We start from the raw sequence: 17,151 nt of genomic DNA on the forward strand, positions 1-17,151 counted from the left end.
CGGGAACGCCCGGCCGCTCCCGCCTCGGCCGGCAGTCACCCTCCCAAGGCCCGCACCCCGGCGGTGACGACCACCGCGACGCCGATGACCAGGAGGAACGGCGCCCGCAGAACGAGCGCGAGGGCCGCGGCGGCGACGCCTGCCGCCTTGGCGTCGAGCAGCAGGTGCTGCCCGTCGCTGAAGGTCTGCTGTGCGGTGAGCGCCGCCAGCAGGGCAACCGGCAGGAGGGCCGCGAGCCTCTTGACGAGCGGGCGCTCCAGAAGGCCGGCGGGCGCCGCGAGACCGAGGAACTTGACCAGGTAGCAGCCGACGGCGGTGGCGCCGATGGCGATCCAGACGCTCATGTCAGGTCCTCCTCGGTGTCGGCACGGCTGTCGCCGCCTTGCCCCTGAGGGGCGTGCGGCGCGACCGGGGTCCCGTCGGCCGCCTTCTTCTGCGCCCTGCGCCCCTCCAGGAAGAGGACCACGGGTGCGGCGAGCGCCGCGAGGAGGACCGGGACACCCGTGGGCAGCACGGGCGTGGTCACCATGACCAGCACCACGGCGAGGCCGGCGGACGCCCGCTCGACGGTGGTCCTGAGCATCGGTGCGAGCAGCGCCAGGAAGACGGCCGGACCGGCCGCGTCCAGACCCCAGGCGGCGGTGTCTCCGAGCGCCTCGGCACCGAGGGCGCCGCCCAGGGTGGTGAGGTTCCACAGGATGTACAGGGTCAGCCCGGTGACGGTGAAGCCGAGGCGGGCACTGTGCCGATCGGGCTGCGCCAGGGCGACGGCGGACGTCTCGTCGATGACCCAGTGGGCGGCGAGGGGCCGGACGGACGCCCGGTAGCCGAGGACCGCGGACAGCCGCAGCCCGTAGAAGGCGTTGCGGGCCCCCAGGAAGAACGCGCCGGCGGCGGCGGTGAGCGGGTTGCCGCCCGCGGCAAGCGCGCCGACGAGGGCGAACTGCGAGGCCCCGGTGAAGACCAGCAGGCTGAGCGCGCAGGTCTGGAGGATGCTGAGGTGGGCCCCGGCAGCGGTCACACCGAAGGCGAAGCCGGAGAGGCCCACGGCGACGCCGACGCCGAGGGCGTCCCTGATGACGGCGGAGTCCGGTGTGGCGGGCCGCGGCGGCGCGGCCCGCTCCGGGGTGGCTATGTCTGTCTGTTCTGGCACACCCGCGACGTTAGGCGGAGGCGCGGCCCGGAGTCTTGTACGTTTTTGCGCCGACGCGGCGACCGGCGCGTTCCCTGCGGTACGCGCCGGGCGGCACGCCGACGATCCGGGTGAAGTGGCGGTTGAGGTGTGGCTGGTCGGTGAAGCCGACGGCCAGGGCTGCCTCGGCGGGTGCGCTGCCCGCCTCCAGGAGGCGGCGGGCCCGGCGCACCCGGGCGTCGGTGAGCCAGGTGTGCGGCGGCATGCCGTGGACGTGCTTGAAGGCCCTCAGCAGCGCGAACGGGCTGGTCCCCAGCTCCGCCGCCAGCTTCTCCAGGGAAGGCGGGTCGGCCATCCGCTCCTCCAGGACGGTTCTGGCGCGGTCGGCGGCGTCGGCACCGGCCGACCGGGGCGTGCGTGCCGGGAGGGGACCGCCGTAGCTGCGCAGCAGGCGGGCGACGGCGATCCGCAGCAGGCTGTCGGCGGCGAGGGCGTTGCCGGCCTCCGCGGCCCGGTGGATCCCGGTGATCATGCCGCCCAGGTGCGGGTCCACGGCGACGGTCTCGGTGAACCCGGCGGTGCCGCGCAGCGCGGTCGTCTCCTCGGCGATCTCGGAGACGAGCTCGGCCGAGGGGTAGAGCGTGGAGTAGGCCCAGCCTTCGGGGACGCCGGCGCGCGCGGTGTGCGCGACCTCCGGATTGATCATGATGACGCCGCCGTGGCCGGCCCGGATCACACCGGACGGCAGGCCGACCTCCTCGACCCCGTCGGTGACCGCGCACACGACGTAGCCGTCGTGGGCGTGCCGGGGGAAGGAGTGCCGGACGTAGCGTGCGCGCAGCAGTTCCAGACCGGGCAGCTCCGGAAACGCCCAGTGGCGCGCCCACTCGCCTCGGTCCCGGGGCGTGACCACCGCACCGGACCCACCGCCCTCCGCGGCGGTGCCCTCCTCGCTGCCCGTGACCATGACTCCATTCTGCGCCTGCACGGTCGCGTCCTCCCTGCACGTCCGCAGCGTGGACGATCCCGCACGGTCTCGTCGGGGAGGGACGGGCCCCGGGCGGGCGGCCACGTCCGGCACCGGCACGCGCCGTCCGCCCGCCGCGTACGGCCGCATTGTCAGTGGTGCGGTGCACGATGGGGAACATGGCCAAGGCAGCGCTCGACTCGTTCTCCCCCGCGACCCGCGGCTGGTTCGCCGGGGCGTTCAGCGCGCCCACCGCGGCGCAGGAGGGCGCCTGGCGGGCGATCGGGGAGGGATCCGACGTCCTCGTGGTGGCGCCGACCGGCTCCGGCAAGACCCTCGCCGCCTTCCTGGCCTCGCTGGACTCCCTGGCGAGCGCGCCCCCGCCGGCCGAGCCGAAGAAGCGCTGCCGGGTGCTGTACGTGTCACCGCTGAAGGCGCTCGCCGTCGATGTCGAGCGCAATCTGCGCAGCCCGCTGACGGGCATCCGCCAGGAGTCGGTGCGGCTCGGGCTGCCCGAACCGGACGTCACGGTGGGCATCCGCTCGGGGGACACCCCGCCCGCCGAGCGCCGCTCGATCGCCAACCGCCCGCCGGACATCCTCATCACGACCCCCGAATCGCTGTTCCTGATGCTGACGTCCTCGGCCCGGGAGGCACTCGCGGGCGTCGAGACGGTGATCCTCGACGAGGTGCACGCCGTCGCCGGCACCAAGCGCGGCGCGCATCTGGCCCTCTCCCTGGAGCGGCTGGACGAGCTGCTGGACCGCCCGGCCCGCCGGATCGGCCTGTCGGCGACGGTCCGGCCGGTGGAGGAGGTCGCCCGCTATCTGTCGCCGCAGCGGCGGGTGGAGATCGTCCAGCCGCCGTCCGGCAAGCGGTTCCACCTCTCGGTCGTCGTCCCCGTGGAGGACATGGGCGAGCTGGGCGGCTCCCCGGTGCAGGAGGGCGAGACCGGGGAGAAGCCGTCCATCTGGCCGCAGGTCGAGGAGAAGATCGCCGACCTCGTCCAGGCCCACCGCTCCACGATCGTCTTCGCCAACTCCCGCCGGCTGGCGGAGCGGCTGTGCAACCGCCTCAACGAGATCGCCTACGAGCGGGCCACCGGCGAGGCCATGCCCGAGGCGCACTCCCCCGCGGAGATCATGGCCGAGGCCGGTGCCGCCAAGGGCGCGCCCCCGGTCCTCGCCCGCGCCCACCACGGCTCGGTCTCCAAGGAGCAGCGCGCCCAGGTGGAGGAGGACCTGAAGGCCGGCCGGCTGCCCGCCGTGGTGGCGACCTCCAGCCTGGAGCTGGGCATCGACATGGGCGCGGTCGATCTGGTGGTCCAGGTCGAGTCCCCGCCGTCCGTCGCCTCCGGGCTGCAGCGGGTGGGCCGCGCGGGCCACCAGGTCGGCGCGGTGTCGACGGGCATCGTCTTCCCCAAGTACCGCGGCGACCTGGTGCAGGCCGCCGTGGTCACCGAGCGGATGCGTTCGGGCGCCATCGAGGCCCTGCGGGTGCCCGCCAATCCACTGGACGTCCTCGCCCAGCAGATCGTGGCGATGACCGCGATGGACACCTGGGACGTGGAGGAGCTGCTGGCGGTCGCCCGCCGGGCGGCGCCGTTCGCCGCGCTCCCCGAGTCGGCGTTCACCGCGGTGCTGGACATGCTCGCCGGTCGCTATCCCTCCGACGCCTTCGCCGAGCTGCGCCCGCGCCTGGTGTGGGACCGCGTCGCCCGGACGGTGACGGGCCGCCCCGGGGCGCAGCGGCTGGCCGTCACCTCCGGTGGCACGATCCCCGACCGCGGTCTGTTCGGCGTCTTCCTGGCGGGCGGCGACTCCGGCAAGGGCGGTGGCGGGCGCCGGGTCGGCGAGCTGGACGAGGAGATGGTCTACGAATCCCGCGTGGGCGACGTCTTCACGCTCGGCACGACCTCGTGGCGCATCGAGGACATCACCCGCGACCGCGTCCTCGTCACCCCCGCACCGGGCGTCCCGGGCCGGCTGCCCTTCTGGAAGGGCGACCAACTCGGCCGTCCTCTGGAGCTGGGCCGGGCCCTCGGCGCGTTCCTGCGCGAGGTCGGCTCGCTCGGCCCGGAGGAGGCCCGCGCCCGCCTCGCGGCGGCCGGGCTCGACGACTGGGCGACCTCCAACGTGCTGAGCTATCTCGCCGAGCAGAAGCAGGCCTGCGGTCATGTCCCGGATGACCGCACCATCGTCGTCGAGCGGTTCCGCGACGAACTGGGCGACTGGCGGGTCGTCATCCACTCCCCCTTCGGCGCGCAGGTGCACGCCCCCTGGGCGCTGGCGCTCGGCGCCCGTCTCTCCGAGCGCTACGGCATGGACGCACAGGTGATGCATGCCGACGACGGCATCGTGCTGCGGCTGCCGGACGCCGACCTGATGGGCCTGGACCTTCTCGACGACGGCTTCGAACCGGGCGGCGACCCCGGCCTCGCCGCCCGGGGCACGGAATTCGACCCGGAGCAGTCGCCCGTGGGCGCCTCGGATGTGGTCTTCGACCACGGCGAGGTCGATCAGCTCGTCACCGACCAGGTCGGTGGCTCCGCGCTGTTCGCCTCCCGGTTCCGCGAATGCGCCGCCCGCGCCCTGCTGCTGCCGCGCCGCAGCCCCGGCAAGCGCACCCCGCTGTGGCAGCAGCGCCAACGGGCGGCACAACTCCTCCAGGTGGCGAGCGAGTTCGGGTCCTTCCCGATCGTGCTGGAAGCCGTCCGCGAGTGCCTGCAGGACGTCTTCGACGTACCGGGTCTGACGGAGCTCATGGGCGATGTCGAGGCGCGCCGGGTGCGCCTGGTGGAGGTCACCACCCCCGAGCCGTCCCCGTTCGCCCGTTCGCTGCTCTTCGGCTATGTCGCCCAGTTCCTCTACGAGGGCGACTCCCCCCTGGCCGAGCGGCGCGCCGCCGCGCTGTCCCTGGACTCCCGCCTGCTGGCCGAGCTGCTGGGCCAGGCCGAGCTGCGCGAGCTGCTGGACGCCGAGGTGCTGGCCGAGCTGGAGGGCGAGTTGCAGTGGCTGACGGAGGACCGCCGCGTCAAGGACGTCGAGGGCGTCGCCGACCTGCTGCGGCTGCTCGGGCCGCTGACGGATGCCGAGTTGGTCGAGCGCGGCGCGGATCCGGCCTGGCCCCGGGAGCTGGCCTCGGCCCGCCGTGCCATCACGGTGCGGATCGCCGGCGCCGACCACTGGGCCGCGGTGGAGGACGCCGGACGCCTGCGCGACGCCCTGGGGACGGCCCTTCCGGTCGGTGTGCCGGAATCGTTCACCGAGCCGGTCAAGGACCCGCTGGGCGATCTCCTCTCCCGCTACGCCCGCACCCACGGCCCCTTCACCTCGGAGCAGGCCGCCGCCCGCTTCGGCCTGGGCACGGCCGTGACCGATGGCGCCCTGCACCGTCTGGCCGCCGCGGGCCGTGTCGTCCAGGGTGAATTCCACCCGGCCGGCATCGGTCAGGAATGGTGCGACGCACAGGTGCTGCGCAGGCTGCGCCGCCGCTCGCTGGCCGCGCTGCGCGAGGAACTGGAGCCGGTGCCGCCGGCCGCGCTCGCCGCCTTCCTCCCCCAGTGGCAGCACGTCACCGCGCCGGGCGGCCCGGGCCGGAGCGGGTCGCACGGCCTGCGCGGCATCGACGGCCTGGTCCGCGCCATCGAGCAGCTCCAGGGCGCCCCGGTCCCCGCGTCCGCCCTGGAGAAGCTGGTGCTGCCGTCCCGCATCGGCGACTACACCCCCGCGATGCTGGACGAACTCACCGCCACCGGCGAAGTGGTGTGGTCCGGCGCCGGCGCGCTGCCGGGCAAGGACGGCTGGGTGTCCCTGCATCTCACGGACTCCGCGCCGCTGCTCCTCCCTCCCCCGCTCCCCCTCGAACTCACCGCGCTGCACGAATCGGTGCTGACCACCCTCGCCCCCGGGTACGGCCTGTTCTTCCGGCAGATCACCGACCAGGTCCGTGCCACCACCCACCCCGAGGCCACCGACCCGCAACTCGCCGATGTGCTCTGGGATCTGGCCTGGTCCGGGCGGTTGAGCAACGACACGCTCGCCCCGCTGCGCGCCCTCCTCGGCTCGGGCCGCACGGCCGGCTCGACCGCCCACCGCGCCCGGCGCGCCGTCCCCCGCGGCCGGTACGGCTCCCTGACCGCCGCGACGGGCCGTACGGGCCGCCCCACCGCCTCGCGCTCCGGGCCGCCCACCGTCGGCGGCCGCTGGTCCCTGCTCCCCGCCCTCGAACCGGACGCCACCCACCGCGCCCATGCGCTGGCCCGTACGCTCCTGGACCGGCACGGCATCGTCACCCGCGGCGCGGTCGCCGCGGAGGGCGTCGAGGGAGGTTTCTCCGCCGCGTATCGGGTCCTTGCCGTGTTCGAGGAGTCCGGGCAGGCGCGCCGCGGGTATGTCGTGGAGGGGCTGGGCGCCGCGCAGTTCGCGATGGACGGCGCGGTGGACCGCCTGCGCGCGGTCAACACCCAGCGGGAGCGCACGGCGGACGACGCCCTGCCGGACGGGAGCGCGGGCCGGCATCGCCGCGGCGGGCCGCAGCGCGCCGTGGTCCTGGCGGCCGCCGACCCGGCCAACGCCTACGGCGCCGCCCTCCCGTGGCCCGACCCGCCGGAAGGGTCGACCCACAAGCCCGGCCGCAAGGCGGGCTCCCTCGTCGTCCTGGTCGACGGCGAGCTGACGCTCTACATGGAACGCGGCGGCAAGACCCTGCTGATCTGGCCTCTCGGCGACGATCCGGCCGGCGCCGGCAGCGACGCCCGGGTCCAGCCCGCCGTCGCGGCGCTCACCGAGGCGGCCGGTGCGGGCGCTCTCGGCACCATCACCACCGAACGCATCAACGGCACCGCGGCCCTCACCTCCCCCTTCGCCCCGGCCCTGGAGGCCGCCGGCTTCCATCCCACCCCCCGGGGGATGCGGCTGCGCGGATGACGGATCCGCGCCCCGATCCCACCGGTCGCGGCACTACCGCTACGGCACGCGCCCGGCGGCCGGCAGGCAACGGTGGGCGGTCAGCACCACAGGCCCGGCACCCAGCGGCCGGCGATCCGCGGCCGGTACCCGGCGGTCAGCGATCAGCGATCAGCCATCGACCGTCGGCGCCGTCGGAACGGGAAGCCAACGGCCGCATCCGCCCTCCCGACGCCGCTCCCCGGCATGATGGATCCATGCCCGAAGGCGACACCGTCTGGCGTCTGGCCCAGCGCTTGCACGACGCGCTGGCCGATCACCCGCTGACCCGTTCCGACCTCCGTGTCCCGCAACTCGCGACGGTGGACCTGACCGGCCGCACGGTGCTCGGTGTCCTCCCGCGCGGCAAGCACCTCCTCACCCGCATCGAGGGCGGCCTCACCCTGCACTCCCATCTCCGCATGGACGGCGCCTGGAAGATCTACCGCCCGGCCGAGCGCTGGCGCGGCGGCCCCGCCCACCAGATCAGGGCGATCCTCGGCACCGAGCAGCACACCGTCGTCGGCTACCGCCTCCCCGTCCTGGAGCTGCTGCGTACCAGCGACGAGTCCCGGGTCGTCGGCCACCTCGGGCCCGACCTCCTCGGCCCCGACTGGGACCCGGCCGAAGCCCTGCGCAGGCTGCTCTCCGTCCCCGCGCGCCCGCTGGGTGAAGCCCTGCTCGACCAGCGCAATCTCGCCGGCATCGGCAACGTCTACAAATGCGAGCTCTGCTTCCTCCTGCGCGCCTCGCCGTGGCTCCCCGTCGGCGCCCTCCCCGACCCCGAGCGCGCCATCACGCTCGCCAAGAAGCTCCTCGAAGCCAACAAGCACCGCCCGGCCCGCGTCACCACCCCCAGCGCCCGCACCGACCGCCGGCTGTGGGTCTACGGCAGGGCAGGGCAACCTGCCGACGCTGCGGCACCGAGATCCTCTCCGCCGACCAGGGCCCGGCCCCCGAGGAACGCGTCACGTACTGGTGCCCGGCCTGCCAGCCGGAGCCCCCCGAACCACACCGCGGATCCGCAGCCCCCTGACGCCCACGGCCTCCCGGCCGCGCAGAATCCGCCCGTCCCGCCAATTGACGCACCGTCAGCTGTCTCTCTACCCTCACGCCATGCCTGTCACGGCGTACGACCTCATGGGCCGCACCGCGATCGTCACCGGCGCCGCGAGCGGCATCGGGCGCGCCACCGCCGTCCTGCTCGCGGAGGCGGGCGCAACGGTGCACTGCGCGGACCGCGACGGCAGCGGGGCCGAGGCAACCGCCTCGACCATCAACCGCTCCGGGGGCGCCGCCCACCCGCATGTCCTGGATGTCGCCCGGCGCGATCAGGTCGCCGCCGTCGTCGAGGAGGCCCGCCGCGCCACCGGCCACCTCGACGTGATGGCCAATATCGCCGGGATCATGCACACCTCGACGGTCCTGGAGACCGACGACGCGGATCTCGACCGGGTCTGGAACACCAATTTCAAGGGTGTGCTGCACGGCTGCCAGGAGGCCGCTCGCGCGATGCTCGCCGCCGGCACCCGGGGCAGCATCGTGACCATGGCGTCCGGCGCCATCGACACCGGCGCTCCCGGGCTGCTCTGCTACGGCGTGGCCAAGGCGGCGGTCGTCCAGCTCACCAAGACCCTGGCCTCCGAGGTCGGCCGGCACGGCATCCGCGTCAACGCCGTCGCCCCGGGCTGGGTGCGGACCGCGATGACCGACCGCCACACCAGCGAGGCCCGGCAACAGGCGGAAGGCCCCATGATCCGGATGTCTCCCCTGGGCCGGGTGGGTGAGCCCGAGGACATCGCGCACGCCGTACTCCATCTGGCGTCCGATGCCTCGTCCTTCACGACCGGCCAGATTCTCCGCCCCAACGGCGGCGTCGCCATGCCGTGGTGAGCGCCCTCCAGGCCTCCCCCCCCGGCCTGGCGCGCCCGCGCCCGCGGTCACCGCGGCCCGCCCAGGGGACGCAGTGCACCGGAAGCAGGCTCAGCCCCCACCCGCCTGCCGCCACCGCCCCCTCGACCATGCCCGCCGCCTGGGGCCACAGCGTGAGCCGGAGTACGGCCCACCACCACAGCCCGCCGATGACGGTCACGGCTATCCAGCGCCCCGGTATCGCCCGGGAAGGCCGGTCTTCCGGCCCGCGGGCCGGAAGTCTCCCGGTCACGCCGCGGGCCACGAAATCGTGCCACGCCATGGCTGCCTCCTCCGACCGACGCTAAGCGGACCCGCCACCCGGCGCGAGGGCGCACCGGGGCAGTCCCGGCGCGCACCGGGTGGCGGCACGCCCATCCGTGGACGGCGCGTCCTGCGACGGGACGGGCAGCCGGCCACCGGACACCGCGGCTCTCGACGAGGCGGCCATCAGCCGGTCAGTACGACTCGGCCTGGAACATCCAGTGGTGTTTCTCCAGCTCCGCCGTCAGCCCGATCAGGATGTCCTGAGTGACCGGGTCCGGGTCACCGGTGGCGTTGATCCGCTCCCGCATCCGCTCGATGATCGCGGCAAGCCCCGTCACCAGGGTCTGCACCGCGTCACCGTCCTTGATCCAGCCGTCCGACACCTCGCCGATGCCGCTCGTCTTGGCGATCGTCACGGCCCGGCCGTCCGGCGACACACCGATCGCGGAAGCCCGCTCGGCAACGGTGTCGGCGTGCTGCCGCGCGGTGTCCACGACCTCGTCGAGCTGCAGATGTACGGAACGGAAGCGCGGACCCACGACATTCCAGTGCACCTGCTTGGCGACGAGGGAGAGGTCCACCAGGTCGACGAGCGCGCCCTGCAGGGCGTTGCCGACGACGGTGAGGTCTTCATCGGACAGCGTGCTCTTGACCACAGGCATCCAAATGCTCCTTTTCAGGTGAATGTTCCGATTTACTCATCGTACAAACGATTGTTCCGTTCTGAGTAGATCGGGCGGTCCGACCGAGCGGGTACCCGCACCCACCGGGCCCACACACGCCACAGAGCCCCGACCGGCGACAACCGGTCGGGGCTCTGCAGGGAATGGAACAGGGGCGTCAGGCGGCGACGACATCCACGACGTCCGCCGGGGACTTGATGGTCACACGGTCCTCCGGCACGCCGGCCAGGGACGTGACGGACACCGAGTTGAGCTTCGGCCGCACCGGTGCCGGCACCGGGTCACTCGCGGCCGCGGACTGTGCCAGCTCGGCGAGTGCCAGCTCATCGCTGACCTCTCGCATGAGCTCTGACATGCGCACATCCAACGCGTCACAGATCGACGAGAGCAGCTCGGAGGACGCCTCCTTCTGCCCCCTTTCGACCTCGGACAAATAGCCGAGTGATACCCGAGCGGAGGAAGAGACCTCGCGCAGGGTTCGGCCCTGGCGCTGACGCTGTCGGCGCAGCACGTCACCCAGCAGGCGACGAAGCAGAATCATCGCTGGCTCCCTCCTCGGACCTCGGATCCGGATCCTTCTCGCCCCACCGTACCGCCTCGGGCCGCAGCCGTGCCGGGCGCAAGTTCGTGTTCTCTCAGGGCTGCAAACATCAATTCCCCCTGTGTTGTTCCGTATCCTGTGCCCGCGCATTTTCTGTCAGTTCGCTCAACAACAGGATGATCACGGCTTCCACGGTGTCCAGGCGGATTCGGTCACGATCCCCCTCCAGTGCCAGCCTGCGTACCTCGCCCGCACCATCGGGGCCCTGAACCGCCACGAACACGGTCCCCACGGGCTGCCCGTCCTGGGGATCGGGGCCTGCGACCCCGGTCGTGGCGATGCCCCAGTCGGCGCCCAGAGCCCGTCGCACACCGCTCGCCATCTGGCGCGCGACCTCACCGTCCACGGCTCCGCGCTCGGCCAGCAGCGCGCCGTCCACGCCCAGCACGGCACGCTTGAGGTCGGTGGCGTAGGCGGTCACCGAACCCCGTACGACACGCGAGGCCCCCGGGACGGCGGTCAGCGCGCCCGCGACCAGGCCACCGGTCAGCGATTCGGCCACCGCCAGGCTCTGCCCGCGCCCCGCGAGCTGCTCCAACGCCCCGGCCGCCGCAGAACCCGGCCCGGTCACCGTACGGCTTCCCGATCGGCCCGCTCGGCGCGCTCCTTGGCCAGCCCGGCCCGGCGCATGGTGACGGCCTGGCGGACGTAGTCCAGCCCGGTCGCGACCGTCAGCACCACGGCCACCGCCATCACCCACCAGCGCAGTGTCGCCAGCGGCCCGGTCAGCACCAGGACGTACATCCCCACCGCGGTGCCCTGCGCCAATGTCTTGATCTTGCCGCCACGACTGGCCGGAATCACACCGTGCTTGATCACCCAGAAGCGCATCAGCGTGATGCCCAGCTCACGGAAGAGGATCACGCCGGTCACCCACCACGGCAGATCGCCCAGCACCGACAGGCACACCAGCGCCGCGCCCATGATCGCCTTGTCCGCTATCGGGTCGGCGATCTTCCCGAAGTCCGTGACCAGGTTGTACGCGCGGGCCAGGTGCCCGTCGAAGATGTCGGTGATCATGGCGACGGCGAAGGCCGCCCAGGCGAAGGCGCGCCAGGCCGGATCCGAGCCGTCCTCGTGCATGAGCAGCACCACGAACGCCGGGACGAGCACCAGCCGCAGCATGGTGAGGACGTTGGCGATGTTCCACAGCCCGGCCTGCCGGACGACCGGCGCCGTGCGCGGGCCACCCGCTGCGGAAGCCGGGACTCCGGTCATCTGCCCGCCTCCTCGGTACATGCCGCGCCGTCGACCGACAGCACCTCGGCCACGAGGTCCACGCCCTCGCTCGCCACCACCTTTGCTTCGACCATACGACCGGGAGCAAGCTCCAGGTCGGACGAGAGCAGCGTGACCCCGTCGGTTTCCGGTGCCTGGTGCGCGGCCCGCCCGACGACGCCGTCCTCCTCGTCGATCCGGTCGACCAGCACCCGGACATGCTCACCGACGCGCTCCTCGGCGCGCTGCGCGGTCAGCTCCTCGGCCAGCCGCGAGACCCGCGCCAGCCGCTCGGCGACCACGTCCGGATCGACCTTCTCCTCGTAGGAGGCGGCTTCCGTGCCGTCCTCGTCGGAGTAGCCGAAGACGCCGATGGCGTCGAGGCGGGCCTCGGTGATGAAGCGTTCGAGCTCCGCGAGGTCGCTCTCGCTCTCGCCCGGGAAGCCGACGATGAAGTTGGAGCGGGCACCGGCCTGCGGCGCCTTCGCGCGGATCTGCTCCAGCAGCTCCAGGAAGCGCTCGGTGTCCCCGAAGCGGCGCATCGCGCGCAGCACCCCGGGCGCCGAATGCTGGAAGGACAGATCGAAGTAGGGCGCCACCTTGTCGGTGCCGGTCAGGACGTCGATGAGCCCGGGCCGCATCTCGGCGGGCTGCAGATAGCTGACGCGGATCCGCTCGATGCCGTCCACCGCGGCCAGCTCCGGCAGCAGCGTCTCCAGCAGCCGGATGTCGCCGAGGTCCTTGCCGTAGGAGGTGTTGTTCTCGGAGACCAGCATGACCTCCTTGACGCCCTGCTCGGCCAGCCAGCGGGTCTCGCCGAGCACGTCGGAGGGCCGGCGCGAGATGAAGGAGCCACGGAAGGACGGGATCGCGCAGAACGAGCAGCGCCGGTCGCAGCCGGAGGCGAGCTTGACCGAGGCCACCGGGTTGCTGCCGAGCCTGCGGCGCAGCGGCGCGCGCGGCCCCGAGGCGGGTGCGACGCCCTCCGGGAGGTCCTCCGGGGGCGTGTCCTGGGCGTGGCCCGGCAGCGCGACCTCGGCCGCGCCCTGCCGCTCGGCGGGGCTGATCGGCAGCAGCTTGCGGCGGTCGCGCGGGGTGTGCGAGGCGTGGATGCCGCCGTTGAGGATGGTCTGCAGGCGGTCGGAGATGTCGGTGTAGTCGTCGAAGCCGAGCACGCCGTCGGCCTCGGGCAGCGCCTGGGCGAGCTCGGTGCCGTAGCGCTCGGCCATGCAGCCGACGGCCACCACGGCCTGGGTCTTGCCGTGATCCTTCAGATCGTTGGCTTCGAGCAGGGCGTCGACGGAGTCCTTCTTGGCGGCTTCGACGAAGCCGCAGGTGTTGACGACGGCGACATCGGCTTCGGCGGCTTCCTCGACGAGCTCCCAGCCGTCCGCTGCCAAGCGGCCTGCGAGCTCCTCCGAGTCCACCTCGTTACGGGCGCAGCCAAGGGTGACGAGGGCGACGGTACGGCGTTCGGGCATGAGGCTCAGCCTACTTCGTCCCGGCCGTACCCATTGCGCCCAGGTCTCCGCCGCCGGTCCCGGGCATTCCGGGGCCTGGCGGCGGAGGGGGTCGCGCGGGGTATCAGCCCGCCTGCGGGTCTCCGGGGGTGTAGCTGAGCCGCTCCACGGATCCCTCGTCGCCGACCTGCTTGACCTCCTTGCCGTTGACGTACAGCTGTACGGCTCCGGCGTTACCGAGGACCAGGTCGATCCGCTTCTTGTCGGTGAAGGTCTTGGACTCGCCCTGCTTGAGCAGGCCGTCCTGGAGGAGCTTGCCGTTGGCGTCCTTGGCGGACACCCAGCTCTGGCCGTCCCGGGCGGTCACCTTGATCGTGACCTTGTCCTTGGGCAGACCGGCGATGGCACTGTCGGAGGGCTGGGGCTTGTCGGGCTTGACGGTGGGCCTGGTGGTGCTCGGGGCGGGCGCCGGCTTGCGGGCGCCCGTGGTGTCGTCGGCCGCGATCGGGCCGCCGCTGTTCTTTTCCCCGCCGTTGAACATCGTGAAGCCGACGAAGCCGACGACGGCCACGATCGCCGCGACCATGGCGGCGGTCCAATTGGGTCGCCGGGGCTCCGCACGGATGCGCTCGGCCTCGAAGAGGGGCGCGGCGGGGGTCGGCGCGGGCCGTCCGCCGTGCTCGGCGTCGAACTGGCCGATGAGGGGTTCGGGATCGAGGGAGACGGCGCGGGCGAGCGTACGGATGTGTCCCCGGGCGTAGACGTCGCCGCCACAGCGCGAGAAATCGTCCTGCTCGATCGCGTGCACGATGGGGATGCGCACCCGTGTCGTCGTACTGACCTCTTCGACGGTCAGCTGTGCGTCGATACGGGCCTGCTGGAGGGCGCGACCGACGGAAGGCCGGTCGTCTTCGGGGGAGTTGCCGATGGACACGGGGGCGCCTTTCGAGCGTGTAGCCACCTGCTGGAGGTTCAGTCTAGGGGTGGAGCGAAAGGGTCGGGCAAGCGGGAGAGCAGAGTTTGTACGCCATCAGAACGCCCGCGGTCGGAGCCGGCGGGCCAGATGTTGCAGCATCGTTCCCTCACCTCCCTCAACTTGACGTATCGGCAGGAGAAACGGTTGCGTCCCCGTCTCGTACGGGTGAGCCGGACGTCTGTGCTACTCGGTAGCCTCCCCCCGGATCACCGCGAGCACTCCGTCCAATTCATCCGGCTTCACCATGACATCGCGTGCCTTGGAACCCTCGCTCGGCCCGACGATGTTGCGTGATTCCATGAGGTCCATCAGCCGTCCGGCCTTCGCAAAGCCCACCCGCAGCTTGCGCTGAAGCATGGACGTCGACCCGAACTGGGTGGAAACGACCAGTTCAGCGGCCTGACACAGCAGATCGAGGTCATCGCCGATGTCCTCGTCGATCTCTTTCTTCTTCGCCGTGCCCACGGTGACGTCGTCACGGAAGACCGGCGCCATCTGATCCTTGCAGTGCTGGACGACTGCCGCGACTTCGGACTCGGTCACGAAGGCGCCCTGCATACGGACCGGCTTGTTGGCGCCCATGGGCAGGAAGAGCCCGTCGCCCTTCCCGATCAGCTTCTCGGCGCCCGGCTGGTCGAGGATGACCCGGCTGTCGGCGAGCGAGGAGGTGGCGAAGGCGAGACGGGAGGGCACATTGGCCTTGATCAGGCCGGTGACCACGTCGACGGACGGGCGCTGGGTGGCGAGCACCAGGTGGATGCCGGCCGCGCGGGCGAGCTGCGTGATGCGGACGATGGAGTCCTCCACGTCCCGCGGCGCCACCATCATCAGGTCCGCCAGCTCATCCACGATGACCAGCAGATACGGGTAAGGCGCCAGCTCGCGCTCGCTGCCCTCGGGCGAGCTGACCTTGCCGTTACGGACCGCTTCGTTGAAGTCGTCGATGTGCCGGAAGCCGTACGCCGCGAGATCGTCGTAGCGCAGGTCCATCTCGCGGACCACCCACTGCAGCGCCTCGGCGGCGCGCTTGGGGTTGGTGATGATGGGCGTGATGAGGTGCGGGATGCCTTCGTAGGCGGTCAGCTCGACCCGCTTGGGGTCGACCAGCACCATCCGCACATCCTCCGGAGTGGCACGGAGCATGACGGAGGTGATCAGGCAGTTGATGCAGGAGGACTTGCCGGACCCGGTGGCACCGGCCACGAGGACGTGCGGCATCTTCGTCATGTTCGCCATGACATAGCCGCCCTCGACGTCCTTGCCGAGCGCCACCAGCATCGGGTGCTCGTCGCCCGCGGCGTCGGCCAGCCGCAGAACATCGCCGAGGTTGACCATCTCGCGGTCGGTGTTGGGGATCTCGATGCCCACCGCGGACTTGCCCGGGATCGGGCTGATGATCCGGACGTCCGGGCTGGCGACGGCATACGCGATGTTCTTGGCCAGCGCGGTGATCTTCTCGACCTTCACCGCCGGGCCCAGCTCGACCTCGTAGCGGGTGACCGTCGGCCCCCGGGTGAATCCGGTGACCGCGGCGTCGACCTTGAACTCCTGGAAGACCGTGGTCAGGGACGCCACTATGGCGTCGTTGGCGGCGCTGCGGGTCTTGCCGGGGCCGCCCCGGGCGAGCAGGTCGAGCGAGGGCAGCGAGTAGGTGATGTCGCCGGACAGCTGGAGCTGCTCGGCGCGCGCCGGCAGCTCTCCGGACGGCTCCGGCGCGGCCTTGGTGTAGTCCGGCACCGCCGAGGACTGCTCGGCGGCGGGCGACGGCTCCGGGCCCCGGGCCGGCGGCACCGAGCCGCTGTCCCCCGTGTCGCTCTCGCCGCCGCGCTCCCGCCGCTCCCCGGAGATGCTGCTGCTCAGCCCCGCGACGAGCGGGGAGGGCTGGACGCCGTGCAGGACCGCGCCGTCCAGGGATGCGGCAGCCGCGGCGGCCACATCCACCGCGTCCATCGCCCGGTCACCCGGCTGTACGGACGCCCGGCGCGGACGGCGGCGCCTGGCGAGCGCCTCCTCCTCCCGCGCGTCCGGATCGTCCGCTTCCACCGGGCCGCCGCGCCGCGCCCGTCGGGCGGGCTGCTCACGCCAGTCGTCGTCGTAGTCGTCCAGCTCGCCGACGGCGCCCTCGGGCTCCAGGGGCTCCAGCACGCCCAGCTTCACGCAGAGCGCCCGCAGCCGCTGCGGGATGGCGTTCACCGGCGTCGCGGTCACCACCAGCAGACCGAAGACCGTCAGCAGCACCAGCAGCGCCACGGCGAGGGTCTGGCCGACGGCGAAGATCAGCGGCTTCGAGGCGGCCCAGCCGACATAGCCGCCGGCGTCCTGCATCGCCGCGACGCCCTCGTCCCGGCCCGGCGACCCGCAGGCCATCGCGACCTGTCCGAGGACCCCCACGACCAGCGCGGACAGCCCGATGATGATCCGGCCGTTGGCCTCGGGCTGCTCGGGGTGCCGGATGAGCCGTACGGCGATGCCGCCGAGCAGTATCGGAGCGACCAGGTCGAGCCGCCCGAAGGCACCCGTCACCAGCAGTGCGACGAGATCGCCCACCGGGCCGCTGAGGTTGGACCAGGTGCCGGCCGCTATCACCAGCGCCACGCCGAGCAGCAACAGCGCCAGCCCGTCCTTGCGGTGGGCCGGGTCGAGGTTCCTCGCACCGCGGCCCACACCGCGGAACAGCGCACCGACGGCATGCGCCACGCCCAGCCAGCAGGCACGGACGAGACGGTAGATGCCGCCGGTGGGCGACGGCGCCGGTTTCGGGGCGGCCTTCTTCGCGGGCGCCCTCTTGGCCGGCGCCCGCTTCGCGGCCGCGGTCTTCTTCACCGGTGGCTTCCTGGCGGACGAAGCCTTCTTCGCTGCGGCCTTCTTGGCGGCGCCTCCGGCCTGTCCGGCGCGCTGCTTCGAGGGGCCCGCCGTGCTCTGGGATCCCTTGCCGGACGTACGTGAGGCCATGGTGACGAGATTACAGCCGACGACGCGCGTGACACGAG

General features: G+C 72.6%; 12 protein-coding genes and 1 pseudogene. 3 read left to right on the forward strand and 10 right to left on the reverse strand.

The window, feature by feature from the left end:
* Window positions 1-35 precede the first annotated feature (35 nt).
* Genes QOM21_RS10305 through QOM21_RS10315 form a run of 3 tightly spaced genes read right to left on the reverse strand, consistent with a single transcriptional unit; the run spans window position 36 to window position 2,099 of the window.
* A complete protein-coding gene (locus tag QOM21_RS10305; protein WP_407549534.1) occupies window positions 36-344 on the reverse strand; it encodes an AzlD domain-containing protein in 309 nt (102 codons plus the stop codon).
* Entirely contained in the window at window positions 341-1,153 is an 813-nt protein-coding gene (locus QOM21_RS10310; RefSeq protein WP_407549536.1) for an AzlC family ABC transporter permease, read from the reverse strand. Before QOM21_RS10310 ends, QOM21_RS10305 begins: the two co-directional genes overlap by 4 nt.
* A gap of 10 nt (window positions 1,154-1,163) precedes the next feature.
* Window positions 1,164-2,099, reverse strand: coding sequence for an AraC family transcriptional regulator (locus QOM21_RS10315; RefSeq protein WP_407549537.1), 936 nt, complete (start codon window positions 2,097-2,099; stop codon window positions 1,164-1,166).
* 179 nt (window positions 2,100-2,278) lie between these two features.
* Between QOM21_RS10315 and QOM21_RS10320 the strand changes: the two genes are divergently transcribed.
* From QOM21_RS10320 to QOM21_RS10330, 3 genes and pseudogenes are all read left to right on the forward strand, one after another.
* Complete coding sequence (locus QOM21_RS10320; protein WP_407549539.1) at window positions 2,279-7,027, forward strand: DEAD/DEAH box helicase; 4,749 nt, start codon at window positions 2,279-2,281, stop codon at window positions 7,025-7,027.
* A gap of 236 nt (window positions 7,028-7,263) precedes the next feature.
* Window positions 7,264-8,081: pseudogene (locus QOM21_RS10325) on the forward strand (DNA-formamidopyrimidine glycosylase family protein).
* Between the two features lie 80 nt (window positions 8,082-8,161).
* A complete protein-coding gene (locus QOM21_RS10330) occupies window positions 8,162-8,938 on the forward strand; it encodes an SDR family NAD(P)-dependent oxidoreductase (RefSeq protein ID WP_407549541.1) in 777 nt (258 codons plus the stop codon).
* A 476-nt stretch (window positions 8,939-9,414) separates the two neighbouring features.
* Here the strand turns inward: QOM21_RS10330 and QOM21_RS10335 are convergent, their stop codons facing one another.
* The 7 genes from QOM21_RS10335 to QOM21_RS10365 form a co-directional block, all read right to left on the reverse strand.
* Window positions 9,415-9,885 (reverse strand): Dps family protein, encoded by a 471-nt coding sequence (locus QOM21_RS10335; protein ID WP_407549543.1) that lies wholly within the window; start codon window positions 9,883-9,885, stop codon window positions 9,415-9,417.
* Window positions 9,886-10,063: 178 nt separating this feature from the next.
* Window positions 10,064-10,447 carry a helix-turn-helix domain-containing protein gene (locus QOM21_RS10340; protein ID WP_393893301.1) on the reverse strand — a complete coding sequence of 128 codons (384 nt, stop codon included), beginning with the start codon at window positions 10,445-10,447 and terminating at the stop codon, window positions 10,064-10,066.
* 109 nt (window positions 10,448-10,556) lie between these two features.
* Window positions 10,557-11,078: a CinA family protein gene (locus QOM21_RS10345; RefSeq protein ID WP_407549544.1), complete on the reverse strand. Its 522-nt coding sequence runs from the start codon at window positions 11,076-11,078 to the stop codon at window positions 10,557-10,559.
* Window positions 11,075-11,725 carry a CDP-diacylglycerol--glycerol-3-phosphate 3-phosphatidyltransferase gene (gene pgsA / locus QOM21_RS10350; protein WP_407549546.1) on the reverse strand — a complete coding sequence of 217 codons (651 nt, stop codon included), beginning with the start codon at window positions 11,723-11,725 and terminating at the stop codon, window positions 11,075-11,077. The genes QOM21_RS10345 and pgsA overlap by 4 nt, the downstream gene beginning before the upstream one ends.
* The gene (gene rimO / locus QOM21_RS10355) at window positions 11,722-13,206 is read right to left on the reverse strand and encodes a 30S ribosomal protein S12 methylthiotransferase RimO (protein WP_407549547.1); all 1,485 of its coding nucleotides are present in this window, start codon (window positions 13,204-13,206) and stop codon (window positions 11,722-11,724) included. Before rimO ends, pgsA begins: the two co-directional genes overlap by 4 nt.
* Window positions 13,207-13,309: 103 nt before the next feature.
* Window positions 13,310-14,119: a helix-turn-helix domain-containing protein gene (locus tag QOM21_RS10360; protein ID WP_407549548.1), complete on the reverse strand. Its 810-nt coding sequence runs from the start codon at window positions 14,117-14,119 to the stop codon at window positions 13,310-13,312.
* 225 nt (window positions 14,120-14,344) lie between these two features.
* A complete protein-coding gene (locus tag QOM21_RS10365; RefSeq protein WP_407549550.1) occupies window positions 14,345-17,113 on the reverse strand; it encodes a DNA translocase FtsK in 2,769 nt (922 codons plus the stop codon).
* Between the last annotated feature and the right edge of the window lie 38 nt (window positions 17,114-17,151).

Source organism: Streptomyces sp. Pv4-95 (genome assembly GCF_045782725.1).
Classification (GTDB): Bacteria; Actinomycetota; Actinomycetes; order Streptomycetales; family Streptomycetaceae; genus Streptomyces.